The organism is Streptomyces sp. NPDC094147 (assembly GCF_044764265.1).
Classification (GTDB): Bacteria; Actinomycetota; Actinomycetes; order Streptomycetales; family Streptomycetaceae; genus Streptomyces.
In genome coordinates, this window is sequence record NZ_JBIWHT010000002.1 from 183,048 (window position 1) to 206,926 (window position 23,879).

Consider the following 23,879-nt stretch of genomic DNA (forward strand, 5'->3'; position numbering starts at 1 on the left):
GGACGCGGTGGCGCCGATCGGGCAGCGCCCCGAGACGCGCCGCCAGATGTGGCAGAAGCTGATGTGGGTCGGCATCTGGCTGGCCTTCATGGGTGCCCCGATCGGGGATCTGCTCGACGGGAACCACACCACCGTGCCCACCGTGCTCGGCTGGCTCGGTCTCGCCTCCTTCGTCACGGTCTACCTGGCCCTGGTCCTGCGCCACACCGCCCGCCCGCCGGCCCACGCGACGGTCTACGGACTCCTCGGCGTCCAGGCGGCCCTCGCGATCTCGCTCTCCCTCGCCCTCGGCGCGCCGTGGCTGGTGCTCTTCGTGTACGTGTCCGTCTCGTGCGGCGCGGCCCTGCCGATGGCGATGGCGAGCTGGGCGATCGTCGTGTCGACCGGCACGATGACCCTGATCGGGGTGCGCGCCACCCACGTCGGCGACGTCGTGCCCGGCCTCGTCATCCCCGCCTTCCTCGGCGGCTTCGCGATGACGGGCGTACGCCATCTGATCCGCACCTCGGTGGAACTGCGCGAGGCGCGCGCCACGGTGGCCCAACTGGCCGCGAACGAGGAGCGGTTGAGGATGGCGCGCGATCTGCACGACCTGCTCGGCCACTCGCTCTCGCTCATCACGCTGAAGAGCGAGCTGGCCGGGCGGATGCTCCCGGGCCACCCCGAGCAGGCGGCCCAGCAGGTGGCGGACATCGAGCAGGTGAGCCGCCAGGCCCTGGTCGACGTACGGGCCGCCGTGAGCGGCTACCGCAGGGCCACGCTGCCCGCCGAACTCGCGGGCGCCCGCACCGCGTTGAGTGCCGCCGGCATCGATGTGGACCTGCCGACCGCGGCCCCCGAAGGGCTGCCCGCCGCCGAGGAGGAGGTGCTCGCCTGGGTGCTGCGCGAGGCGGCCACCAATGTCGTACGCCACAGCGGCGCCCGGCACTGCAAGGTCACCATCGGCGAACGCCAGACCCTCGACGGCCGCTTCCTCGAACTCCGCGTCCAGGACGACGGCAAGGGCCCGGCCGGCTCCCCGGTGCCGGTCGCGGGCAACGGCCTGACCGGCCTGGCGGAGCGCCTGGAGAAGGTGTCCGGCGTCCTGGAGACCGACTCAGGCCGCAAGGGCTTCACGCTGATCGCACGGATTCCGCTGATTCCGGATCCGTCCGAAATCCCTCTAGTATCCGGGACATGATCCGACTCCTCCTGGCCGAAGACCAGTCCATGGTCCGTGAGGCCCTCGCCGCGCTCCTCGGCCTGGAGCCGGACATGGAAGTGGTGGCACAGGCCGCCCGGGGCGACGAGGTGCTCGCGGCGGCCCGCGCCCACGCGGTGGACGTCGCCCTGCTCGACATCGAGATGCCGGGCATGACGGGCATAGCGGCGGCGGCCCTGCTGCACCGCGAACTCCCGGCCGTGAAGATCGTGATCCTGACCACCTTCGGCCGCCCCGGATACCTCCGCAGCGCCATGGAGTCGGGCGCTTCCGCGTTCCTGGTCAAGGACGCCCCGGCGGCCCAACTGGCCACGGCGGTACGGAAGGTGCTGGCGGGCGAACGGGTCATCGACCCGACCCTTGCGGCGGCCGCGCTGGCCGAGGGCGCGAACCCCCTGACGGACCGCGAACGCGACGTACTGCGCGCGGCGGCGGACGGCGCGACCAACGCCGAACTGGCCACGGCCCTCTGCCTCTCCCAGGGCACGGTCCGCAACTACCTCTCGACGGCCATCCAGAAACTGGCCGTCCGCAACCGCGCGGAGGCGGTCCGCATCGCCCGCGAAAAGGGCTGGCTGTAGCCGGAACCGCGGGCGGCGGGAGCGGGCCCGACCTGCTTGTCTGTGAAAAGGCTGTGAAAGACTCCCGGGGACATGTGCGGCATCCGTGAACGGAGTTGCCGCTGTTCCACGCGTGATACGGGGAGCATTACGTGACATTGACGCACTTCAAGAGCCGCCGCGTGCTGAACGGGCTCGCGGCCGCCGCCCTCAGCCTCGCCATAGCCGGTACGGCCGCGGGCTCCGCCTCGGCCGACACGGCCCCGGGCGGTGCGGACGCCAAGCGCGCCCAGGCCCAGCGCAAGGCCGCCGCCGCGCCGCCGGCGTTCGCCGCGCCGCGCGCCGCAGCGGCCCCGGGCGAGGTCAGCACGCCGGCGTTCAACATGACGGCGGTCGACCGCCGGGGCAGCATCTACAGCTACTGGCAGGACGGCAAGGGCGGCTTGAAGGCCGGTATCAAGCTGATCGACGCCGATGACATCAACTACACGGGTGAGGTGCAGCAGCAGGCCGTCGACAACAACAAGGACGGCAAGGAGGACGGCAACTACACCTGGTGGGACAGCGGTCAGCTGAACTACTCCGACACCTCCCACGGCGTGAACGTCATCACCGTCGGCTTCGGCTGGGAGATCTACGACAAGGTCCTCTCGCCCGGCGACCTCGGCGGCGCCGAGCAGGCCGACATCATCGCCATCGACAAGGCCGGTGTGCTCTGGACGTACCTCGCCTACCCGGACGGCCGGGTCACCCCGCGCATCAGGATCGGCTCCGGCTGGGACGCGTACACGCAGATCGCGGGCCAGGGCGACCTGACCGGCGACGGGCGTGCCGACATCGTCGCGCGCGACAAGTCCGGCGTGCTGTGGCTGTACAAGGGAACCGGCGACTACAAGGCGCCGTTCGAGCCGCGCACCAGGATCGGCGCGGGCTGGAACGTGTACGACAAGCTGCTGTCGCTCGGCGACATGGACGGCGACGGCAAGGCCGACCTGCTGGCCCGTACCGCCGGCGGCGACCTGTACTTCTACCGGGGCACCGGCGACGCGGGCTCCCCGTACGCCCCGCCGGTCAAGATCGGCTTCGGCTACGACATGTTCCGCATGATGGGTTCCTGACCCCGGCTCGGGCCGTCCTCCTCAGAGGGCGGCCCCAGCACCACGCCGCGCCCCGCGTAGAAGCGGGCGAGCTCGTGCCACGGGACGCGGGCGAACTCCTGCGAGCCGCCGGGGAAGCCGGACGGGTTGTGCAGGACGACGGCCTCCTCGGTGGTCCCCACCGCGAGGACCAGATGGCCGCCGCGCCGCCCCGGATCCGGCCCCAGCTCGCGCACCCCCGGGTCCACCGAGAGCATCAACAGCCGCCCGGACGCGACGAGTCCGGGAATCTCGGCGAGCGGCAGGTCCGGCCGCGACTCCGCCTCCAGGCCCCACCGGGTCCGTACGTACGAGGCGAACGGCGCGTAGATCAAACCGTCGAGGCGGTCGCCGTGGCGGACGTAGGCCCCGGCCTCGACGCACTCGGCCGCGAGCGCCATCGCGCTGGGCGCCGAGCCCTGCCAGTGTTCCAGCGCCATCCGCAGACAGGCCACCCCGCACAGCCGCCACGACCACCACGCGTACTCCGCCGCGTCGGCCGCACCGTACTCGGGCCACCGCGGGTCCTCGGCCGCCGGCAGCGTGCCGCTGACGATCGCCGGTACGAGCTCGGGGGAGGCCCACTGGGCGTGGTACGGGACCGGATGGACGATCTCTGCGTGCTGGTGGGTCATGGGCACAGGAGCCTAGGCGAGCTGGTCAGTTCAGCATGGCGCGGGCCGCGCGGGCCCTTCGGCGGATCGACTCCGCCGCGTCCGGATCGACCGGCTCCACCACGTCCGCGTACTGGTCCAGCTCGGCGGCGCCCGCCAGGAAGTCGCCTCGCTGGACCAGGAGTTGGGCGCGTTCGTAGCGCAGCCGGGCCGGGTGGGACGGCAGGAGCAGCGACAGCTCCACGGCCCACAGGGCCACGTCGCTGTGTTCCGGGCGGGCCGCCGCCCAGGCGCGGATGTTGTTCAGGATGCGCAGCACGATGTCCAGCGGGTCGGCCGGGGTCAGCATCGACTCGTCGAGCGGGGCGCCCGTCGCGCCCGCCACCAGGAGTTCCGCGTCGGCGGCGGTCAGCAGCCGGCCCCCGTCGAACGGGTCGGCCAGAACCTGGTCCCGCCGGGGGCCGAAGCCCACCACGAAGTGGCCGGGGAGCGCCACCCCGTACACCGGCGCCCCGGCCCGCCGCGCCACCTCGATCCAGATCACCGAGAGCAGGATCGGCAGACCGCGTCTGCGGCGCAGCACCTCGGGCAGCAGGGACGACTCCAGGCGCTGGTAGTCGGCCTGGGTGCCTCGGAAGCCGCAGGCGCCGCCGAGGAGTTCGGCGAGCGCGAGGGCCCAGGCGCGGGAGCCCGTGAGGCCGAAGGGGAGCAGGCCGGCCAGCCGGTCCAGCTCGATGTGGGCGGCGTCGATGCCCCGCCGTCCGAGCGAGGGGTCGGCGACCGCGCCGAGGAGCAGGCAGAGCGTCACCACGTCGGGCCGCTCCGAGCGGGCCTCCTCGGCGAACTCCCGCCGCCAGTCGGGGACTTCCGGTTCCATGTCGGCCTCGTATCCGGTCACCGGGGGCGGAAGTGGTGGTAGCTGTGGTGCGTCGCGAACCCCTGGCCCTCGTACAGCGCGCGGGCGCCGTCGTTGTCCGCCTCCACCTGAAGCCAGGCCGCCGAGGCGCCCTCGTCCAGGGCCCGGCGGGCCAGCGCGGTCATCACGGCCGTCGCGAGACCCCGGCGGCGGTGCGCCGGGTCCACCTCGACCGCCATGAAGCCCGCCCAGCGGCCGTCCACCACGCACCGCCCGATCGCGGCGGGAGCCTCCCCCTCGCCCGGCACGGCGGCGAACCACACCGAGGGGCCGCTGTTCAGCACCTTCAGCACGTGCTCACCCGGGGTCACCGACCGCTGGTAGCGGGCCAGCCACGCCGCGTCGACGGTACGGGCGAGGCGGACCCGGGACACGTCCGCGTCGAGGTCGCCGATGGGCGCCAGCGCCGCGATCCGCACCTCGGCGCTCACCTCGCGCTCCCAGCCCGCCTGTTCAAGATCCGCGCAGAGCCGCTCCTGGGTGCCCGCGGCGCCCGTCGAGGCCTGGACGTACGCGGGGAGCCCGCGGGCCGCGTACCAGCCGCGTACGTACGCGAGGGCGTCGGCGAGCGGGATGCCGGGGTCGCCCAGCGGCAGGACGGAGTTCGCCCGGCGGGTGAATCCGGACGCCGCCCGCAGTGTCCACTCGCCGAGACGCTCGCTCTCCACCGGCTGCCAGGCGCGGGCGAGGACCGGTGCGAGCTCCTCGAAGGAGGCGGCCGGGCCGCGGCGGCGGGCCGGGGCCGCGGGGACGACCTTGCCCGCGACCAGCGAGGACTCCTCGATGCGTACCGTCTCGCCGCTCTTTCGTGTGATCGACAGCACACCGTTGTCCCACGATGTGAGAACGCCGACCGTGTCGGTGAACAGGGAGCCTGGAGTTCCGCTGGAGCTCAGGCGCCGGACTGATACGCGTTTGCCCGTATCGGCAGCCGTAATTCGGACCTCAAGCCGTCCGCCGGTGGTGAATTCCACAGGTCTCTCCGCCCCTCCTGTTCGGATCGCGCCCCGAACCGGAGATACTAGGTGTGGGCATCGACGACGCCGCGCTCCCGCGCGCCACGTGGACGGAGCCGCAGATCGGCCCGCCGCGCCCTATCGAGGAGGAACGACAGCGTGACCTACGTCATCGCGCAGCCTTGTGTCGACGTCAAGGACAAGGCGTGTATCGAAGAGTGCCCGGTCGACTGCATCTACGAGGGCTCCCGGTCCTTGTACATCCACCCGGATGAATGCGTCGACTGCGGCGCCTGCGAGCCGGTGTGCCCGGTCGAGGCGATCTTCTACGAGGACGACACCCCGGAGGAGTGGAAGGACTACTACAAGGCGAACGTCGAGTTCTTCGACGAGCTCGGTTCGCCCGGTGGCGCCTCCAAGCTCGGCCTGATCGAGCGGGACCACCCCTTCATCGCAGCGCTGCCGCCGCAGAACGGCTGACCGCGCTCTCCCCGGTCCCCGTACGGCTGAGCTGCCGTACGGGGCCGCGGTGTTTCCCGGCCCCGCCGCCCCGCCCCGTACGTACGAGAAAGTGAGCCCCTTCCGTGAGCGCAGTCTCCTCGCGCCTGCCCGTCTTCCCCTGGGACAAGCTGGAGCCGTACAAGGCGACGGCAGCGGCCCACCCGGACGGCATCGTGGACCTCTCCGTCGGCACGCCCGTCGACCCGGTCCCGGCGATCGTCCAGCAGGCCCTGATCGGGGCGGCGGACTCGCCCGGCTACCCGACCGTGTGGGGCACCCCCGCGCTGCGGGACGCGATCAAGGGATGGCTGGAGGGGCGGCTCGGCGCGCGCTCCGTCGAGCACACCAACATCCTTCCGGTCATGGGCTCCAAGGAGCTGGTGGCCTGGCTGCCGACCCAGCTCGGCCTCGGCGCGGGCGACCAGGTGGCCTACCCCCGGCTCGCGTACCCGACGTACGAGGTCGGCGCGCGGCTGTGCGGCGCCGAGCCGGTCGTCTACGACACCGAGACATTTGCGGCTGACCCCGCGGGCACCGAGCTCGACCCCACGCATCTGAAGCTGCTCTGGCTCAACTCGCCGTCCAACCCGACCGGCCGGGTCCTGGCCAAGGACGAGCTCGTACGCATCGTGGCCTGGGCGCGCGAGCACGGCGTGCTCGTCTTCTCCGACGAGTGCTACTTCGAGCTGGGCTGGGAGGCCGAGCCGGTCTCGGTGCTGCACCCGGACGTGTGCGGCGGCAGCTTCGAGGGCATCGTGTCCGTCCACTCGCTGTCCAAGCGCTCCAACCTGGCGGGCTACCGGGCCGCCTTCGTCGCCGGTGACGCGGACGTGCTCGGCGAGCTGCTCCAGATCCGCAAGCACGGCGGCATGATGACCGCCGCGCCCGTGCAGGCGGCCACCGTCGCCGCGCTGGGCGACGACTCGCACGTACAGGAGCAGCGGGTGCGGTACGCGGCCCGGCGGGCGGCGCTGCGCGAGGCCCTGGAGAAGCACGGCTTCCGCATCGAGCACAGCGAGGCCAGCCTCTACCTGTGGGCGACCCGCGACGAGGGCTGCTGGGAGACCGTGGCGCACCTCGCCGAACTCGGCATCCTGGTGGCGCCCGGCGACTTCTACGGCACGGCGGGCGAGCATTTCGTGCGGGTCGCGTTCACGGCGACCGACGAGCGGGTCGAGGCGGCCGTGAAGCGGCTCGGCCAGTAGTCCGCGGGCGTACGCGGAAGGGGCCCGGGGAGTGTGCACTCCCCGGGCCCCTTCGCATCACCCGATTCCCGGTCAGCCGATCGGCAGCCCCTTCACGGGGAGCTGGTCGGTGCTCGGCAGGCCCTGGGGGGCCAGACCGCCGGTCGAGCCGAGGATTTCGCCTGCGCTGCCCGCCGCGTCACCCGCCGCCTTCTGCGCGACGGGGGTGGCCGCCCTGCCCGCTTGGCCGAGGGTCTTGCCCGCGGCCGGCACGGCCCTCTTGACCGTGGCGGCGCCGGCGTCACCGGCCAGGCCGGTGGCCTTCTGGGTCGCCCCGTCCAGGGTGTTGCTGACCGAGCTGGGGTCCATCTGGGTCAGGCCGCCCAGGTTGGGAGCGGCCTGGGGCAGATCAACGGCGCTTGCGGAGCCGGCCGCACCGACCACGGGCGCTGCACCTGCCGCGATGAGCAGCGCGGCGCGGGCGATCCGACGGGTCAGGGGGAGGGACATGGTGCTCCTTCAGACGGGTTGGAGATTTCTGCTGTCCGGTCTCGGACGCAGTGACAACCGCCGTTGGGGGAGGAGAAGTTGCGGCGACCCCGAGCAAAGAGTTCGTAATGCGTCGCATTATCTACTGTGGATAAAAACGGGCAAATGAATCCGTTCAGGAATCGCTGACGATGCGTCAGATCCCTTTGTTCTCAAGGGAATTGACGATTCACCACGGCGCTGTCCGGACGGGGGTGCGAAACACCGTGCGGGGAATGGCGCGGTGCCCCTATCGAGTGAGCCCCGGAACGGGTGCCCGAAAGGGGTTGCGGGGTGGCAGCGGTCAAGGGGTGAGGGCGATCCGTACCTCGTCCACGGAGCCGCCCGCGGGGCCCGCGGCCGGATCCGGCGAGGACGCGGAGGCGGCCGTGGCCGGGGCGGGGGCCGTGGTCCAGCCCTTGGCCGCGTCGTCCGCGCGCCAGGCGCGGCCCGCGTAGGAGACCTGCTCGATGTGCAGCGCCTCGGCCTGGGCCACCGCCCAGTGCGCGAGCGCCCAGCCGCGCTGCTCCCGGCCGGATCCGGAGGCGGCCGCGCCGTCGGTGACGGAGACCGGCACCGTGACCTCCTGGCCCGCGCCGGGCGGCTGCTTCGCGGGCACCACGCCCTCGCCGAACGCCCGCGTCAGATCGGCGCGCACCTTCACCGGATCGCCCGGCTGCACGTTCTTGGCCACCGTGCAGGTCAGCGACGCCGATTCGCGCCCGGTCAGTGCCGACATCAGCACCGTCGCGTCCGGCTCGTGCTTGGCGTACGCCTGCGGGAAGCCGCTGCGCTGCACCTTCTGCGCCGCCACCGTCAGCGGAAGCCGCGAGTAGCCCGGGACCTCGGCGAGGTGCTTGTAGAACTTCCCGGCCGAGTACACCGGGTCCATGATCTGCTCGGCGGTGCCCCAGCCCTGCGAGGGCCGCTGCTGGAACAGGCCCAGCGAGTCCCGGTCGCCGTGGTCCAGATTGCGCAGGCCCGACTCCTGGAGCGCGGTGGCGAGCGCGATCGTCACGGCCCGCTCCGGCATCCCGCGCGAGATGCCGACGGCCGTGATCGTCGCCGCGTTCTGCGCCTGCTCGGGGCTCATCCCGAACGTGGCGCCCTCCCCCTTGCCCGTGCCCGCCACACATCTGGGCGCGCCGGGACCGCCGCTCATGTACTGAACCACCAGATATCCGGCGATCGCGAGCAGGACGACGAGGGCCGCCGTGATGCGCAGGAGGCGGCCGCGTCGGGAGGGGCGCGGGAGGTCGATGGGCTCGGACACGGTGCCCACCGTACTGGAGCGTCCTGTGACGCCCCGAGGTGGAGTTAGGGTCGGGCGCATGGCTGACACCACCCTGGATCTCACCGCGGACGCCCCCACGCTCACCGCCCGGCTCGTCGACTTCCCCTCCGAGAGCGGCCAGGAGAAGCCCCTCGCGGACGCCATCGAGCGCGAGCTGCGCAAGCTGGCGCACCTCACCGTCGACCGGTACGGCAACAACATCGTGGCGCGCACGAACCTGGGCCGCGCCGAGCGGGTCATCCTGGCCGGCCACATCGACACCGTGCCGATCGCCGACAACGTGCCCTCCCGCCTGGACGGCGACGGCCTGCTGTGGGGCTGCGGGACCAGCGACATGAAGTCGGGCGTGGCGGTGCAGCTGCGGATCGCGCAGACGGTGACCGAGCCCAACCGCGACCTCACGTTCGTGTTCTACGACAACGAGGAGGTCGCGGCCCACCTCAACGGCCTCGGCAAGGTCGCCGAAGCCCGCCCCGACTGGCTGGAGGGCGACTTCGCGGTGCTGCTCGAAGGTTCCAACGCCGAGGTCGAGGGCGGCTGTCAGGGGACCCTGCGGATGCTTCTGAGGACCAGCGGCGAGCGCGCCCACTCCGCCCGCAGCTGGATGGGCTCCAACGCCATCCACACGGTCGCCCCGATCCTGGCGAAGCTGGCGGCCTACGAGCCGCGCCGCCCGGTGATCGAGGGCCTGGAGTACCACGAGGGCCTCAACGCGGTACGCATCGAGGGCGGCGTCGCCAACAACGTGATCCCGGACGAGTGCACGGTCACCGTCAACTACCGGTACGCGCCCGACCTCACCCGCGACCAGGCCATCGCCCACGTCCGCAAGGTGTTCGCCGACTGCGACATCGCCGAGTTCATCGTCGACGACCACTCGGGGGGCGCGCTGCCCGGCCTCTCGCACCCGGCCGCGGCCGCGTTCATGGCGGCGGTCGGCGGCACCGCGCACCCCAAGTTCGGCTGGACCGACGTCGCGCGCTTCGGCGACCTGGGCATCCCCGCCGTCAACTACGGGCCGGGCGACCCGGTGCTGGCCCACAAGCGCGACGAGCACGTCGCCGTCGAGCGGATCACGCACTGCGAGCTGCGGCTGCGGGCCTGGCTGACCGACTGAGCGGGCCCGCTCCCGGCCGCGAGCCGCGGCCGCGGGTCCGGCCGACCGGTCCGGAGCTGTTGTTCAAGGCCCCGAAAGCGGTGTGGCCTGCCTGAATTCCGCCTCTCGTAACGTTCGCCGACCTACCCTGGCTGAGCAAGCGCAACATCGTCAGCGGAGGGAGCACGGCATGGCCAACCCCGAGGGAGCACCGTTTCCGGCGGAGCAGCGGCTTGAGCAGCGGCTAGGGCCGGTGCTGCGCCGCCGCGACCAGGTGCAGGCCGGCACCACCGATCAGCGCCTGCTCGACTCCGAAGGCGACTCCGAGTGGGTGCACACCGACCCCTGGCGGGTCATGCGCATCCAGTCCGAATTCGTCGAGGGCTTCGGCGCGCTGGCCGAACTGCCCAGTGCCATCAGCGTGTTCGGCTCCGCCCGGACGGAGCCCGGCACGCCCGAGTACGACGCGGGCGTGCGGATCGGCCGGGCGCTGGTCGACGCGGGCTTCGCCGTGATCACCGGCGGCGGGCCCGGCGCCATGGAGGCAGCGAACCGGGGCGCCAGGGAGGCCAACGGCATCTCCGTGGGCCTCGGCATCGAGCTCCCCTTCGAGCAGGGGCTCAACCCGCACGTCGACATCGGGGTCAACTTCCGCTACTTCTTCGTCCGCAAGACCATGTTCGTCAAGTACGCCCAGGGCTTCGTCGTGCTGCCGGGCGGACTCGGCACGCTGGACGAGCTGTTCGAGGCCCTGACCCTGGTCCAGACCCGCAAGGTCACCCGCTTCCCGATCGTGCTGTTCGGCACGGAGTACTGGGGCGGTCTCGTGGCCTGGCTGCGCGACACCGTGGTGGGCCAGGGCAAGGCCTCCGCGGGCGACCTCCTGCTGTTCCACGTCACGGACGACGTGGACGAGGCGGTGGCGCTGGTGACGAAGGAAGTCGGGCGGTAGCCGCGCCCTGGTGGCGTGTCCCTAGGGGGTGTCCGGTGGGTCATGGCCGGGGTCGCGCCCTGTCCGACCCTGACCCACCGGACACCCCCTAGGCCAGCCCCCGCCGGGCGACGGCCGGGGGGCGGTGGCCCGCGATGGACGCCACCATGTCGAGCACCTGCCGCGTCTCGGCGACCTCGTGCACCCGGTAGACCCGGGCACCCAGCCACGCGGACACCGCCGTCGTCGCCAGCGTGCCGACCAGCCGTTCCTTCACCGGCCGGTCCAGCGTCTCGCCCACGAAGTCCTTGTTGGACAGCGAGACCAGGACCGGCCACCCGGTGTCCGCCATCTCCTCCAGGCGCCGCGTCGCCTCCAGGCTGTGCCGGGTGTTCTTCCCGAAGTCGTGACCGGGGTCGATCATGATCCCGTCGGGCCGCACGCCCAGCTCCAGGGCCCGCTCGGCGAGGCCCACGGTCACCCGCAGGATGTCCGCCATGACATCGTCGTACGCGATCCGGTGCGGCCGGGTGCGCGGCTCGACGCCGCCCGCGTGCGTGCACACCAGACCGGCGCCGTAGCGCGCCGCGACTTCGGCCAGCTTCGGGTCGACACCGCCCCACGCGTCGTTCAGGACATCCGCTCCGGCCTCGCACACTGCCGCGCCCACGTCGTGCCGCCAGGTGTCGACGCTGATCACGACCTCGGGGAACCGCTTGCGCACCTCGGCGACGAAACCGACCGTGCGTCGCGCCTCCTCCTCGGCCGTCACCTCGTCGCCGGGGCCCGCCTTCACCCCGCCGATGTCGATGATGGCGGCGCCCTCGGCCACCGCCTGCTCCACCCGGGCCAGGGCGGGCTCGTCGCGGAACGTCGCGCCCTGGTCGTAGAAGGAGTCGGGGGTCCGGTTCACGATGGCCATGATCACCGGCTCGTGTGCGGCGAATTCCCGTCGGCCAAGCCGCAGCGTGCCGCGGTCCGTTCCGCTGTGCATCCCCTGTGTCCTCCGCTGTGCTCCTGGGCCGGTGTCCGCCTGCGACCCTAGCTGTCAGTGCCGCATGGCACGATCGGACCCGAACAGTTTCCGGCGTCGGGAAGAGGCTCGCTCGTGTTCTGGTTCTTGCTGATCGCGATGGTCGTCGTGGTCGCCGCGGTGACCCTCGCCGTGGTGGGCGGCGGCGGTGACGACGGCGGGGTGCTGCCGGACGCCGAGCCCGAGCACCTGGTGGATCCGCTGCCCGAGCACCGCCCCGTCGCCCGGGGCGACCTGGAGGCACTGCGCATCCCGGTGGTGCTGCGGGGCTACCGGATGGCGGACGTGGACGACGTGCTGAGCAGGCTCGGCGCGGAGCTCGCCGAGCGGGACGCGCGGATCACCGAGCTCCAGTCGGCCCTGAGCGGCGCCCGCCCGACGCATCCGTCGGGCCCCACCTCGTCCTCGCGGCCCGACGCTCGCCCCGCGCCCGACGACCGCCCCGCGCCCGACGACCGCCCCGCGCACGACGAGCGTCAGGACCGGCCGGGGCCCGCGGCCGGAGGCCGTAGCCCGGTGACGCACTGGCCCGGGACCGGCGAGCCGTCCGACGAGGAGCCCCAGCGGTGACCGCCGCGATCCCCGGCCCCGACGGCCGGCTGCGCTGCCCCTGGGGGCTGTCCACCGAGGACTACGTGGCGTACCACGACACCGAGTGGGGCCGCCCGGTGCACGGCGACGACGCGCTGTACGAGCGGCTCTGCCTGGAGGCCTTCCAGTCGGGTCTCTCGTGGATCACGATCCTGCGCCGCCGCGAGGGCTTCCGGCGCGCCTTCGCGGACTTCAAGATCGCGGCGGTGGCGGAGTTCACCGACGCCGACAAGGAGCGGCTGCTCGGCGACGAGGGCATCATCCGCAACCGCGCCAAGATCGACGCGACGGTCGCCAACGCGCGGGTCCTCGCCGCGTGGTCACCCGGCGAGCTCGACGCCCTGATCTGGTCGTACGCTCCGGACCCGGCCGCCCGCCCGGCCCCCCGGACACTGGCGGACATCCCGGCCGTCACCGACGAGTCGACGGCGCTGTCCAAGGCCCTGAAGAAGCGGGGCCTGCGCTTCATCGGCCCGACGACGGCGTACGCCCTGATGCAGGCCTGCGGTCTGGTGGACGACCACCTGGCGGACTGTGTGGCGCGGGGCGGCGCCTGAGAGCCCGCGGGCCCCGCCCCGCGCCGCCCGCTCAGCGGTCAGCGGCCCACGTACTTCGGCTTCTCCTTCGCGAGGAACGCCGTGACCGCGATGGTGTGGTCCTCGGAGGCGCCCGCCGCCGTCTGGAGCTCGTCCTCCTTCTCCAGCGTCTCGGCGAGCGTGTGCGCCGCGCCGTACGCCAGGGACTCCTTCAGCGCGCTGTACGCCAGCGTCGGGCCGGCCGCCAGCGTGCGGGCCACCGCGAGGGCCTCGGCGGCCAGCTCGGCGGCGGGGACGACCTTGTTGACCAGACCCACCTCGTACGCCTCCTGCGCGGAGATCGAGCGCGGGAAGAGCAGCAGGTCGGCGGCGCGCGACTGGCCGATCAGCCGCGGCAGGGTCCACGAGACGCCCGAGTCGGCGGTCAGGGCCACCCCGGCGAACGACGTGTTGAACGACGCCGTGTCTGCGGCCACCCGGTAGTCCGCGGCCAGCGCGAAACCGAGCCCGGCGCCCGCCGCGACCCCGTTGACGCCGGCCACCACGGGTTTGGGCATTTCCGTGAGCGCCCTCAGGATCGGGTTGTAGTGCTCCTGCACGGTGCTCATCGTCTGCCCGGTGCCGCTCTCGCGGTCCGCCGTCAGCGAAGCCACGTGCTCCTTGAGGTCCTGGCCGACGCAGAACGCCCGGCCGCTCGCGGTGAGCAGCACGGCCCGTACCGCCGGGTCCGAGGCGGCGGCCCGCACCGCCTCGCGCAGGGCGACCTTCGCCTCCGTGTTCATGGCGTTCATGGCCTCGGGCCGGTTGATCGTGATCGTCGCGAGCCCGTCGCTCACCTCGTACAGCACGGTGTCGGCCATGGTCGGATCCCCTCCGTCGCGGATACTGCGAAGTCGTCGTGTCCGCCCAGCATGGCGGAGATCACCAGCACTGGGCATGTGACCTGCGTCAAACAATCGGCGCTCCGGGGGGAACCCGCGGCGGCGAAGTATCGCAGGCGGATCGCCGAATTGAGTGGTTTTGATAGAGCGCGTTGCGCAAGCGATGCGGACCGATGTTGGTCATCGGGTCCTGCGATGCGGGATAATGACCTGGAAGCAATGTGTTCGATGCCGTGACGCGTGCCCAATCCCGGGGGCCGTCGGCTGACGATGAGCTGGTTTCAGGAAGGGGAACGAGCATGGCGGCCATGAAGCCGCGGACGGGCGACGGCCCGCTCGAGGTGACCAAGGAGGGGCGGGGCATTGTCATGCGCGTTCCGCTCGAAGGCGGCGGTCGGCTTGTCGTCGAGCTGACTCCGGACGAGGCCGATGCCCTCGGCGACGCCCTGAAGAAGGTCGTCGGCTGAGTCAGCGGTCCGACCCAGACTCTCTGCACCGCCCCGGTTCGGTATGTACGACTGTGCATGCCGTGCCGGGGCGGTGTTGTTTCCGGGGGCCGGTGGTGGGCTGTGTTTCCGGGTGCCCAGCCGGGCCGGGTTCAATGGGTGGGGTCAGGCAGCCGGGTCAGCCGCGGCGTACCGCGCAGAGCAGCCCGTCGCCGACCGGCAGCAGCGACTCGACCAGCTCCGTGCTCTCGCGCACCGCGCGCAGCAGTTCGCGCAGCCGCAGCACCTCGGCCGGCTGCACCCCCGAATCGACCGTGCGGCCGTCCGCGAAGACGCCCTCGAAGCAGACGATTCCGCCGGGGCGCAAGAGGCGCAACGATTCAGCGAGGCAGTCGAGGGACTCGGTCCGGTCGCCGTCGCAGAACACCAGGTCGTACCCGCCGTCCGCGAGCCGCGGCAGTACGTCCAGCGCGCGCCCGGGAATGAAGCGCGCCCGGTTGGCGGCGAAGCCCGCCGCGCGGAACGCCTGCTTGGCGAACTGCTGGCGGTCCGGCTCCGGGTCGACGGTGGTCAGCACGCCGTCCGGCCGCAGCCCCTGCAGGAGGTAGATCCCGGAGACGCCGGTGCCGGTGCCGATCTCCGCGACCGCCTTGGCGTCCGCCGTGGCAGCGAGCAGCCGCAGCGCGGCGCCGGTCCCCGGGGACACCGAACGCAGACCTGCCTCACGGGCCCGGTCACGGGCCCAGCGCAGCGCGTCGTCCTCGGCGACAAAGGCGTCGGCGAACGCCCAGCTCGTCTGCCGGTTGGCGGTAATGGCCCTCTCCTGTCCCCTTGGTTGGCGCAACGGTGACTGTATCCGCTGGAGTCGGGAACCCGCAGATGGGACCGCGCGTTAGGGAGGACAGGGGGAACGGCGGGGGGAGCGCATGGACAAGTTCGGAGCAGAGGGCCGGAAGCCGGTCCCAAATGCACGTAAAGATTCTTATCCGGAGCTAACGGGCGAGGTGGCTATGGTAGGGGCTCCACTGGACACCACCAGAGCCGACAGGGGAGGTGCGGCTGCGCCTGTGGATCGGGGAGGAGTGCTGCGGCGCTTTCTCAGGTCGGCGGGTGAGCCGAAATCCGTGACCTACATTGCTGACCGTTCCCGCGCTACCAGTTCCGCAACTACCGCGACCTTCGCCGACGCGGATTCCCAGGCGTGGACTCCCCCTACGTGGGAGGAGATCGTCAGCACGCACAGCGGCCGCGTCTACCGCCTCGCCTACCGCCTGACGGGCAATCAGCACGATGCGGAGGACCTCACCCAGGAGGTCTTCGTCCGCGTCTTCCGCTCCCTGTCGACGTACACGCCGGGCACCTTCGAGGGCTGGCTGCACCGCATCACCACCAACCTCTTCCTCGACATGGTCCGCCGTCGTCAGCGGATCCGCTTCGACGCGCTCGGCGACGACGCGGCGGAGCGCCTGCCGAGCCGCGAGCCCTCGCCCCAACAGGTCTTCAACGACGCCCACTTCGACGCCGACGTACAGCAGGCGCTCGACACGCTGGCGCCCGAGTTCCGTGCGGCCGTCGTCCTCTGCGACATCGAGGGCCTGTCCTACGAGGAGATCGCGGCCACCCTCGGAGTGAAGCTCGGCACCGTCCGCAGCCGGATCCACCGCGGCCGCTCCCACCTGCGCAAGGCCCTGCAGCACCGCTCGCCCGAGGCCCGCGCGGAGCAGCAGCGCGCGCTCGCGGGGGTGGCGCCCGGAGCTCTCGGGGTGGTCGGAGAGGGGACGGCGTGAGTGGTACAAGTCCCACCCCGGCGGAACATCACCTCGGGGACCGGCTCGCCGCCCTGGTCGACGGCGAGTTGAACCACGATGCCCGCGAGCGGGTCCTGTCCCATCTGGCGACCTGCGCCAAGTGCAAGGCGGAGGCCGACGCGCAGCGCCGGCTGAAGAACGTGTTCGCCCAGGCGGCCCCGCCGCCCCCTTCGGAAGGCTTCCTCGCCCGGCTCCAGGGACTGTCCGACGGGCCCGCCGGACCCGGGGGTGACGACGACGGCTCGGGGGGACCGCTCGGCGGGGGGCGCCAGAGCGACGGGTTCTTCGGAGGACTCGGGGCGCTGAGTCCCACCGCGGGCGGTCCCCGGGATCCGCGCGTTCCCCGCTCGGGCGGCTTCGGCTACGTCCCGGTCGGCTCCCATGCGGCGGTGCTGCCCGACGTGCTGGCGGGCGACGGCTTCCGCATCCACGAGGTGGGCAGGTCCGAGCAGGACCGGTCCGGTTCGGTGTGGCGCGGCCGCCGGTTCGCGTTCGCCGCCGCAAGTGCCGTGTCCTTGGCGGCGATTGCGCTCGGCGGCACCCTGCCGCTCGGCTCGGCGAACGGTGCGCGTGCCGCGGGCGGCAGCAATGTCACCCCGCTGCGGTCCGGGGCCTCGGCGCCGAGCAGCAGTTCCGCCGAGGACCGCAGACGCGGTGGCGGCGGAGTGCTCGCGGCCGCGCCCGAGCAGCCCACGGCCCCGGTGGGCTTCGCCAACCTCAGCGGCATGCCCGCACCGAGCGGCCCCGTCCAGCCGCTGGGCGGCGCGTTCCCGGCGGGTCGGCTGAACGGTTCGTCCCTGCCTCCGCTGATACGGCCGGCGGTGGCGACCCTGCCGCTCACCACGACGGACCTCCCGGCAGGCGTGCTTCCCGCGATTCCCTCCGCCACCCCGTCGGCGCAGGCGCAGCCGACGGCCCTGTTCGCCGCCGGGCTGCCGCTCACCGCCCGGCGCTGACCGCGCCCTGCCGCCGCCCCCGGCAACCTGGTTGAATCCGGGGGAGGGTGTCCGTCAGGGCACGCAGGTCAGCGAGTTGCGGGGAGAGCATGAACGAGGGGAAGCCCACCGGGCCGAAGCCGAAGTGGTGGAGCCGCCCCCTGGCGGGCCGCCCCCGCACCGCCCCCGAGACGCCGGCCACCCCCGCCGAACCCCCGGCCGACACCTACGAGTTGGCCCCACCGACCCGGGCCGCCGAGCCGACCCCGGGAGGCACGTCCGCCGAGGCGACTGCCTCCAAAGAGGCGGCTCCGGGAACCCCGGCCGCCGAGGCGACCCCGGCCGCCGAGGCGACCCCGGCCGCCGAGGCGACCCCGGCCGCCGAGGCGGGTCCGGAAAGCCCGGCCGCCGAGCCGACCCCGGCCGTCGAGGCAGCTCCGGAAAGCCCGGCCGCTGAGCCGACGCCCGCAGCGCGGGGCGCCGTCCCCTCGGCTTCGGACGACAGCCCGGTTCCGGCGGCTGCCCCGGCACAGGCGAGCCCCGCCGACGCGCACGACGTAACCGCCGAGCAGACGCCCTCCGCGCACGACACCCCGATGCCGCCCGCGGCCCCTAGCCCCGCGCACCCAACCGATGGGCACGACCAGCACGACGTACGCCCGGAACCGCGTCCCGAACCACCCGCGCCCCGCCGGCCCCTGCACGCGCCCGATCCCTACGGGACGCCCCCCTACGGCGGGCCGGGGCCGTGGGCGCCCGCGCCGCCCGTGCAGCGCCCGCTGCCGACGCCGCCGGGCGGCACCGAGCTGCCCGCGCAGGCCACCTACGCCGCACCGCAGGCCCCCGCACCCGCACCGCACCCCCCGTACACCGCACCCCAGGCATCGGCGCCGCCGAGTTCCCAATGGCGCCAGTACGACCCCTGGGGCGCGCCCGCGGAGCCGCTCAGCCTGGCCGGGCAGCCCGCGCCCCCGAAGCGGCGGCGCGGGGCGCTGCTCGCCGGGGCCGTGCTGCTCGCCCTGGTCGCCGGAGGCATCGGCGGCGGTGTCGGGGCGTATGTCGAGCGCAACGGCGGTCTCACCAGCGTTCAGCTGCCGCAGGCCGGCAAGCAGCCGCAGGGCCGGGCGCCGGACAGCGTCGCCGGGATCGCCGCGAGCGCGCTGCCGAGCGTGGTCACCCTCCATGTCACGGGCGCCACCGAGTCCGGCACCGGCACCGGCTTCGTCCTCGACGACGCCGGGCACATCCTCACCAACAACCACGTCGTCCAGCCCGCCGGTTCCTCGGGCAAGATCTCGGTCACCTTCAGCGGGGGCGAGAGCGCAGCCGCCGAGGTGGTCGGCCGCGACACCGGGTACGACCTCGCCGTCGTCAAGGTCACCGGCGTATCCGGGCTGAAGCCGCTGCCGCTCGGCAACTCCGACAACGTGCTGGTCGGCGACCCGGTGGTGGCCATCGGCGCGCCCTTCGACCTCTCCAACACCGTCACCTCCGGGATCATCAGCGCCAAGGACCGCCCCATCACGGCGGGGGGCGAGAAGGGCGACGGCACCGACGTCAGCTATGTCGACGCGCTCCAGACCGACGCTCCGATAAACCCGGGGAACTCCGGCGGCCCGCTGGTCGATTCCAGGGCCCGCGTCATCGGCATCAACAGTGCGATCAGGTCGGCGAGCAGCGGCAGCGCGGACGGGAGCGGCGGCCAGGCCGGTTCGATCGGGCTCGGCTTCGCCATACCGATCAACCAGGGCAAGCGGGTCGCCGAGGAGCTGATCAACACGGGCCGGGCGACGCACCCGGTGATCGGCGTCACGCTCGACATGAAGTTCACCGGCGACGGCGCCCGCGTCGGCGACAAGGCGAACGGCGGCGGACCCGGAGTGGCGGCCGGCGGACCCGGCGCAAAGGCGGGCATCAAGTCGCAGGACGTGATCACCAAGGTGGACGGACAGCGGGTGCACAGCGGCGAGGAGTTGATAGTGAAGATCCGCGCGCACCGCCCCGGTGACCAGCTCAGGCTGACGCTCCGGCGCGACGGCAAGGAGCAGGAGCTCACCCTGACCCTGGGCTCCGCGTCCTGAGGCGTCCCCGGGCAGCTCCGACGATGCCCAAAGGCCACCCCGGATGTACCGTGCCGACAGTTTCGGCGGGTACCGTGGAGCGGTCCATGACTGGACGCGGAGCTGAGCAGCAAGCGCCGAGATCGCGAGCACTGAGAACACGAGGAGCAGCGGGTGTTCACTGACATAGGGCCCATGGAAGTGGTCACACTCGTGGTCCTCGCCGTGCTCATCTTCGGCCCGGACAAGCTGCCCAAGCTCATCCAGGACGTCTCGAACGTCATCCGCAAGGTGCGCAGCTTCTCGGAGAGCGCCAAGCAGGACATCCGGTCCGAGCTGGGTCCGGAGTTCAAGGACTTCGAGTTCGAGGACCTTCACCCCAAGACGTTCGTCCGCAAGCAGCTGATGGGCAACGACGACCTGGGGCTCAAGGAGATCCGCAACAGCTTCGACCTGCGCAAGGACATCGAAGAGGTCGCGGACGCGGTGAACGGCCGGGAGGCGGCCACCGCCGCGACGGCCGTCGGCGGTTCGGTGAACGGCTCGGCCGGCACCCCGGACATGTTCAAGAAGCGCGAGAAGCTCGAACCGGGCGAGCGCCCCCCGTTCGACGCCGACGCGACCTGATACACGCCAATCCGACATGGGCTTTCCCGATGAGTCGGGTCGGGGGTGGCTATCCTCCATCTGTCCGGCAGCCAGGACGCCCGCAGGGGCGGGCCGCTCCGGACGCTACTGATCGAGGAGGCGGCCGGGCAGATGGAGACGACAAGCCAGGTGGCGGGTCAGCCCGCTCAAGGGGCGCCCCGGGGCGCCCGGTCCACACCGGAGGGAGTGTCGGCGGCCTGGCGTACGCTCGACGGCTATCTGCGCGCACCCTTCCCCTGGTACGGACTCGACGCGGCGTTCACCGGGCCCCGCTGGCTGATGCAGGTGGCGCTCGACGCCGACGGCACGGTCGAGCACGGCTCGGTCGGACACGGCGACGAGCCGTCGATACGGCCCGACGCCCCGGACCGGTCCGGGGCGGACCGGGACCGGTTCGCGGTGGTCGTGACCATTCCCGCGAACCCGGTGCGCCGCAGCGGTGACGGCACGGGCGTCCTGGAGGCCACCTCGGTCTCCTCGGCCGCCTGGCTGGCCGGTTCGGGGCTGCTCTCGTTCACCTGGCCCGCGCAGATGGACCACGTACGGCGCGGCAACTGGCTGGACCAGCAGACCGAGGCGGCCTGGGAGCTCGCCGACGATCTGGAGAGCGCCGACTGGTCGTCGCTCTCGCTCCCCGTCGACGGCGTACCGACCGACTTCCGCTACCGCGAGTCCGAGTTCGGCTGGGTGCTCGCCGGTTCGGCGGAGAGCGGGGTGCACCTCGGGGCGTACGGGCGCGGGCTGAGCGCGTACGGGCTCGCGTTCTCGGTCGTCATGGACATCGCCTCGTACGCGTAAGGACGCGGACGGCAAGGAGAAGCAGGCAGAGCACGCGTAAGGGGCGCCCGCAATTGGCGGGCGCCCCTTACGTATGCCTGGCGGCTAGAACTTGTTGCGCGGGGTGATCCCCAGCGACATGCCCGACAGGCCGCGGGCGCGGCCGCCCAGCTTGCCGGCGATGGCGCGCAGCGCGGCGCCCGCCGGGGAGTCCGGGTTGGACAGCACGACGGGGCGGCCGTCGTCGCCGCCCTCGCGCAGGCGGACGTCGATCGGGATGGAGCCGAGCACCGGGACGGTGGTGCCGGTCGTCCTGGTCAGGCCGTCCGCGACCTGCTGGCCGCCGCCGGTGCCGAACACGTCGACCATCTCGTCGCAGTGCGGACAGGGCAGCCCCGCCATGTTCTCGACCACGCCGACGATCTTCTGGTGGGTCTGGACGGCGATGGAACCGGCCCGCTCGGCGACCTCGGCGGCGGCCTGCTGCGGGGTGGTGACGACGAGGATCTCGGCGTTCGGGACCAGCTGCGCCACCGAGATGGCGATGTCGCCGGTGCCCGGCGGCAGGTCGAGCAGCAGGACGTCCAGGTCGCCCCAGTACACGTCCGCGAGGAACTGCTGGAGGGCGCGGTGCAGCATCGGGCCGCGCCACACGACGGGTGCGTTGCCCGGCGTGAACATGCCGATGGAGATGACCTTCACGCCATTCGCGGACGGCGGCATGATCATGTTCTCGACCTGGGTGGGCTTGCCGTCGGCGCCCAGCATGCGGGGCACGGAGTGGCCGTAGATGTCGGCGTCCACGACACCGACCTTCAGCCCGTCCGCCGCCATCGCGGCCGCCAGGTTGACCGTCACCGAGGACTTGCCGACGCCGCCCTTGCCGGAGGCGACCGCGTAGACGCGGGTCAGCGAGCCGGGCTTGGCGAACGGCACCTCGCGCTCGGCGGTGCCGCCGCGCAGCGAGCTCGCGAGCTCCTTGCGCTGCTCGTCGCTCATCACGTCGAGCGTCACATCGACGCGGCTGACGCCCTCGACCCGCTCGACCGCCTCCGTCACGTTCTTCGTGATGGTCTCGCGCATCGGGCAGCCGGAGACGGTCAGGTACACCGTGACGGCAACCGCCCCGTCCGTACCGATCTCAACCGATTTGACCATGCCGAGTTCAGTGATCGGTCGGTGGATCTCGGGGTCGTTCACCGTCGCCAGTGCCTCAAGCACCGCGTCTTCCGTAGCCATACCGTCGATGGTACGGCGCCTACCGCGCAGTACGGAAAGCCCTGTCAGCGGTCGCCTTCGTCACGTCCGTACGCCTGCTCCGGCGGGAATAGACGGCGCCGCTCCTCCATCTCCTTGACCAGGTCCTGGAGTTCGGAGCGGATCCAGTCGCGGGTCGCCACCTCGCCGAGGCCCATCCGCAGCGCCGCGATTTCCCGGGTGAGGTACTCGGTATCGGCGATGGACCGCTCGTTCTGCTTGCGGTCCTGCTCGTGGGTGACCCGGTCCCGGTCGTCCTGCCGGTTCTGCGCGAGCAGGATCAGCGGGGCCGCGTACGAGGCCTGGAGCGACAGCGCGAGGGTGAGGAAGATGAACGGGTAGGTGTCGAAGCGCAGACCGCTCGGCGCGAAGATGTTCCAGACGACCCAGATGATGATGACCAGGGTCATCCAGACGATGAACCGCCCGGTGCCCAGGAAGCGGGCGATCCGCTCACTGAACCGGCCGAACGCCTCGGGGTCGTACTCCGGAAGCAGCCGCATCCGCGGGGTGCGCGGCTGGTCGAGACGGGTGCGGCCGCGCGGCACCGGGCTCGCGCCGCCGGCGCGGGTGCGCTCCTCCGTCCGGTCAGTGCCGCCCATGCGGTACCCCCTCAGGCCCGTGGAACTCCGTCTCGCGCCAGTCCTCCGGCAGCAGGTGGTCGAGTACGTCGTCCACGGTCACCGCGCCGAGCAGCGAGCCGCTCTCGTCCACCACGGGCGCCGCGACCATGTTGTACGCGGCCAGGAAACTGGTCACCGACGGCAGCGAGGCGTTCGGCGGCAGCGGTTTGAGATCGCTGTCCACCACCGAGCTGACCAGCGCGAACGGCGGCTCGCGCAGCAGCCGCTGGAAGTGCACGGTGCCCAGGTACTTGCCGGTCGGCGTCTCGTCCGGCGGCCGGCAGACGTACACCTGCGCGGCCAGCGCGGGGGAGAGGTCCTGCTGGCGGACGCGGGCCAGGGCGTCGGCGACCGTGGCGTCCGGGCGCAGCACGATCGGCTCGGTCGTCATCAGACCGCCCGCCGTGCGCTCCTCGTACGACAGCAGCCGTCGCACGTCCGCCGCGTCGTCCGGCTGCATCAGCGTCAGGAGGCGCTCCTTGTCCTCCTCGGGCAGCTCGGACAGGAGGTCGGCGGCGTCGTCCGGGTCCATCGCCTCCAGGACGTCGGCGGCCCGCTCGTCCTTCAGCTTGCCGAGGATCTCCACCTGGTCGTCGTCCGGCAGCTCTTCCAGTACGTCCGCGAGCCGGTCGTCGTCCAGCGCCGCTGCCACCTCGGCACGCCGCTTGGGCGACAGGTGGTGCATGACGTTGGCGAGGTCGGCCGGGCGCAGCTGCTCGAAGGTGGCGACCAGGTTCTCGGCGCCCTGCCCGTGCTCCTCCAGGGAGAACCCGGTGACGGCGGACCACTCGACGGTCAGGGTCTCGCCCTTGCGGCGCAGCGCGCCGGACTTCCCCCGCCGTACGAAGACCTTGTCGATCTCCCAGTCGCGGCGGGCCGGCAGCTGCTGGATCGCCACGTCGAGAACGGTGACCTGCTCGTCGCTCTCCACCAGGGTGACCCGGCGGTCCAGGAGTTCACCGAGGACCAGTCGCTCGGTCGGGCGCTGTTCGAAGCGGCGCAGGTTGACGACGCCGGTGGTGATGACCTGGCCCGATTCCACACCGGTGACCCGGGTCATGGGCAGGAAGATGAGCCTGCGGCCCGCCACTTCGACGACGATGCCGAGCAGCCTGGGAGGCTTGCGGCCGACCCGCAGCATCGCCACCAGGTCGCGCACCCGGCCGACCTGATCACCGTGGGGGTCGAAGACGGCGACGCCGGCGAGGTGCGAAACGAAGATCCGGGGGGCGCCTGCCGCCATATGAGCGCCTCCTTCTGTTCAGGGCAGCCCTGAATACTGCAACTGCTGCGAGACAAGGGTTTCAGGCTATCGGGTGGTGGCCCCGCACGCCCTTGTGGGGCGTCCGTCCGGCGCTCTGCCAGGC

Annotated in this window: 26 protein-coding genes; 15 read left to right on the plus strand and 11 right to left on the minus strand. The window is 72.3% G+C overall.

All coding sequences use genetic code 11. From position 1 onward, the window contains the following. Positions 1–46 precede the first annotated feature (46 nt). The 3 genes from ACIQ8J_RS06230 (at position 47) to ACIQ8J_RS06240 (ending at position 2,879) form a co-directional block, all read left to right on the plus strand. Positions 47–1,180 carry a sensor histidine kinase gene (locus ACIQ8J_RS06230; protein ID WP_403267774.1) on the plus strand — a complete coding sequence of 378 codons (1,134 nt, stop codon included), beginning with the start codon at positions 47–49 and terminating at the stop codon, positions 1,178–1,180. Beyond that, complete coding sequence (locus ACIQ8J_RS06235) at positions 1,177–1,782, plus strand: response regulator (RefSeq protein WP_403267158.1); 606 nt, start codon at positions 1,177–1,179, stop codon at positions 1,780–1,782. Before ACIQ8J_RS06230 ends, ACIQ8J_RS06235 begins: the two co-directional genes overlap by 4 nt. Before the next feature lie 131 nt (positions 1,783–1,913). Further along, the gene (locus ACIQ8J_RS06240; protein ID WP_403267156.1) at positions 1,914–2,879 is read left to right on the plus strand and encodes an FG-GAP repeat domain-containing protein; all 966 of its coding nucleotides are present in this window, start codon (positions 1,914–1,916) and stop codon (positions 2,877–2,879) included. Here ACIQ8J_RS06240 and ACIQ8J_RS06245 read toward each other — a convergent pair. The 3 genes from ACIQ8J_RS06245 to ACIQ8J_RS06255 are packed head-to-tail and all read right to left on the minus strand — an operon-like array spanning position 2,849 to position 5,401. After that, on the minus strand, positions 2,849–3,532 hold the full coding sequence (locus ACIQ8J_RS06245; protein WP_403267153.1) for a C39 family peptidase: 684 nt from the start codon (positions 3,530–3,532) through the stop codon (positions 2,849–2,851). The genes ACIQ8J_RS06240 and ACIQ8J_RS06245 overlap by 31 nt on opposite strands. Before the next feature lie 25 nt (positions 3,533–3,557). After that, entirely contained in the window at positions 3,558–4,388 is an 831-nt protein-coding gene (locus tag ACIQ8J_RS06250) for a transglutaminase-like domain-containing protein (protein WP_403267150.1), read from the minus strand. Between the two features lie 17 nt (positions 4,389–4,405). After that, positions 4,406–5,401 carry a GNAT family N-acetyltransferase gene (locus ACIQ8J_RS06255; protein ID WP_403267147.1) on the minus strand — a complete coding sequence of 332 codons (996 nt, stop codon included), beginning with the start codon at positions 5,399–5,401 and terminating at the stop codon, positions 4,406–4,408. Between the two features lie 141 nt (positions 5,402–5,542). On the opposite strand from ACIQ8J_RS06255, the gene fdxA reads away from it, so the two are divergent. Then, the gene (gene fdxA / locus ACIQ8J_RS06260; protein WP_003985062.1) at positions 5,543–5,863 is read left to right on the plus strand and encodes a ferredoxin; all 321 of its coding nucleotides are present in this window, start codon (positions 5,543–5,545) and stop codon (positions 5,861–5,863) included. Positions 5,864–5,967: 104 nt separating this feature from the next. Beyond that, on the plus strand, positions 5,968–7,089 hold the full coding sequence (gene dapC / locus ACIQ8J_RS06265) for a succinyldiaminopimelate transaminase (protein WP_403267144.1): 1,122 nt from the start codon (positions 5,968–5,970) through the stop codon (positions 7,087–7,089). Positions 7,090–7,161: 72 nt separating this feature from the next. Here the strand turns inward: dapC and ACIQ8J_RS06270 are convergent, their stop codons facing one another. Both ACIQ8J_RS06270 and ACIQ8J_RS06275 read right to left on the minus strand, forming a co-directional pair. Next, complete coding sequence (locus ACIQ8J_RS06270) at positions 7,162–7,578, minus strand: ATP-binding protein (protein WP_403267142.1); 417 nt, start codon at positions 7,576–7,578, stop codon at positions 7,162–7,164. Between the two features lie 322 nt (positions 7,579–7,900). Then, on the minus strand, positions 7,901–8,878 hold the full coding sequence (locus ACIQ8J_RS06275; protein WP_403267140.1) for a hypothetical protein: 978 nt from the start codon (positions 8,876–8,878) through the stop codon (positions 7,901–7,903). A gap of 49 nt (positions 8,879–8,927) precedes the next feature. Here ACIQ8J_RS06275 and dapE point away from each other — a divergent pair, with 49 nt between their 5' ends. Further along, positions 8,928–10,007, plus strand: a complete 1,080-nt coding sequence (gene dapE / locus ACIQ8J_RS06280) for a succinyl-diaminopimelate desuccinylase (protein ID WP_403267138.1) — start codon at positions 8,928–8,930, stop codon at positions 10,005–10,007. A gap of 169 nt (positions 10,008–10,176) precedes the next feature. Continuing rightward, the gene (locus ACIQ8J_RS06285; protein ID WP_403267135.1) at positions 10,177–10,938 is read left to right on the plus strand and encodes a TIGR00730 family Rossman fold protein; all 762 of its coding nucleotides are present in this window, start codon (positions 10,177–10,179) and stop codon (positions 10,936–10,938) included. A gap of 88 nt (positions 10,939–11,026) precedes the next feature. On the opposite strand, the gene folP is transcribed toward ACIQ8J_RS06285, so the two are convergent. After that, entirely contained in the window at positions 11,027–11,911 is an 885-nt protein-coding gene (gene folP / locus ACIQ8J_RS06290; protein WP_403267133.1) for a dihydropteroate synthase, read from the minus strand. Positions 11,912–12,025: 114 nt separating this feature from the next. Between folP and ACIQ8J_RS06295 the strand changes: the two genes are divergently transcribed. Beyond that, a complete protein-coding gene (locus ACIQ8J_RS06295; RefSeq protein WP_403267131.1) occupies positions 12,026–12,520 on the plus strand; it encodes a cell division protein DivIVA in 495 nt (164 codons plus the stop codon). Then, a complete protein-coding gene (locus ACIQ8J_RS06300; RefSeq protein ID WP_403267129.1) occupies positions 12,517–13,098 on the plus strand; it encodes a DNA-3-methyladenine glycosylase I in 582 nt (193 codons plus the stop codon). Before ACIQ8J_RS06295 ends, ACIQ8J_RS06300 begins: the two co-directional genes overlap by 4 nt. Before the next feature lie 38 nt (positions 13,099–13,136). Here the strand turns inward: ACIQ8J_RS06300 and ACIQ8J_RS06305 are convergent, their stop codons facing one another. Continuing rightward, a complete protein-coding gene (locus ACIQ8J_RS06305) occupies positions 13,137–13,937 on the minus strand; it encodes an enoyl-CoA hydratase/isomerase family protein (protein ID WP_403267128.1) in 801 nt (266 codons plus the stop codon). A 320-nt stretch (positions 13,938–14,257) separates the two neighbouring features. On the opposite strand from ACIQ8J_RS06305, the gene ACIQ8J_RS06310 reads away from it, so the two are divergent. Next, positions 14,258–14,425 carry a DUF3117 domain-containing protein gene (locus ACIQ8J_RS06310; RefSeq protein WP_003966491.1) on the plus strand — a complete coding sequence of 56 codons (168 nt, stop codon included), beginning with the start codon at positions 14,258–14,260 and terminating at the stop codon, positions 14,423–14,425. Positions 14,426–14,582: 157 nt separating this feature from the next. Here ACIQ8J_RS06310 and ACIQ8J_RS06315 read toward each other — a convergent pair whose 3' ends face one another. After that, entirely contained in the window at positions 14,583–15,248 is a 666-nt protein-coding gene (locus tag ACIQ8J_RS06315) for an O-methyltransferase (RefSeq protein WP_329463215.1), read from the minus strand. 166 nt (positions 15,249–15,414) lie between these two features. On the opposite strand from ACIQ8J_RS06315, the gene sigE reads away from it, so the two are divergent. The 5 genes from sigE to ACIQ8J_RS06340 all read left to right on the plus strand — a co-directional run bounded on the left by sigE (position 15,415) and on the right by ACIQ8J_RS06340 (position 20,653). Then, a complete protein-coding gene (sigE, locus tag ACIQ8J_RS06320) occupies positions 15,415–16,191 on the plus strand; it encodes an RNA polymerase sigma factor SigE (protein ID WP_403267125.1) in 777 nt (258 codons plus the stop codon). Continuing rightward, entirely contained in the window at positions 16,188–17,168 is a 981-nt protein-coding gene (locus ACIQ8J_RS06325; protein WP_403267123.1) for a zf-HC2 domain-containing protein, read from the plus strand. Before sigE ends, ACIQ8J_RS06325 begins: the two co-directional genes overlap by 4 nt. Positions 17,169–17,257: 89 nt before the next feature. Next, the gene (locus ACIQ8J_RS06330; RefSeq protein ID WP_403267120.1) at positions 17,258–19,228 is read left to right on the plus strand and encodes a trypsin-like peptidase domain-containing protein; all 1,971 of its coding nucleotides are present in this window, start codon (positions 17,258–17,260) and stop codon (positions 19,226–19,228) included. A gap of 153 nt (positions 19,229–19,381) precedes the next feature. Further along, a complete protein-coding gene (locus ACIQ8J_RS06335) occupies positions 19,382–19,834 on the plus strand; it encodes a sec-independent translocase (RefSeq protein WP_403267117.1) in 453 nt (150 codons plus the stop codon). Between the two features lie 132 nt (positions 19,835–19,966). Next, positions 19,967–20,653, plus strand: a complete 687-nt coding sequence (locus tag ACIQ8J_RS06340; protein ID WP_403267771.1) for a hypothetical protein — start codon at positions 19,967–19,969, stop codon at positions 20,651–20,653. An 84-nt stretch (positions 20,654–20,737) separates the two neighbouring features. Here ACIQ8J_RS06340 and ACIQ8J_RS06345 read toward each other — a convergent pair whose 3' ends face one another. The 3 genes from ACIQ8J_RS06345 to ACIQ8J_RS06355 are packed head-to-tail and all read right to left on the minus strand — an operon-like array spanning position 20,738 to position 23,755. Continuing rightward, positions 20,738–21,871, minus strand: a complete 1,134-nt coding sequence (locus tag ACIQ8J_RS06345) for an Mrp/NBP35 family ATP-binding protein (protein ID WP_403267114.1) — start codon at positions 21,869–21,871, stop codon at positions 20,738–20,740. Between the two features lie 44 nt (positions 21,872–21,915). Next, positions 21,916–22,491 carry a DUF1003 domain-containing protein gene (locus ACIQ8J_RS06350; protein WP_403267111.1) on the minus strand — a complete coding sequence of 192 codons (576 nt, stop codon included), beginning with the start codon at positions 22,489–22,491 and terminating at the stop codon, positions 21,916–21,918. Continuing rightward, positions 22,478–23,755, minus strand: a complete 1,278-nt coding sequence (locus ACIQ8J_RS06355; protein WP_403267109.1) for a magnesium transporter MgtE N-terminal domain-containing protein — start codon at positions 23,753–23,755, stop codon at positions 22,478–22,480. The genes ACIQ8J_RS06350 and ACIQ8J_RS06355 overlap by 14 nt, the downstream gene beginning before the upstream one ends. Between the last annotated feature and the right edge of the window lie 124 nt (positions 23,756–23,879).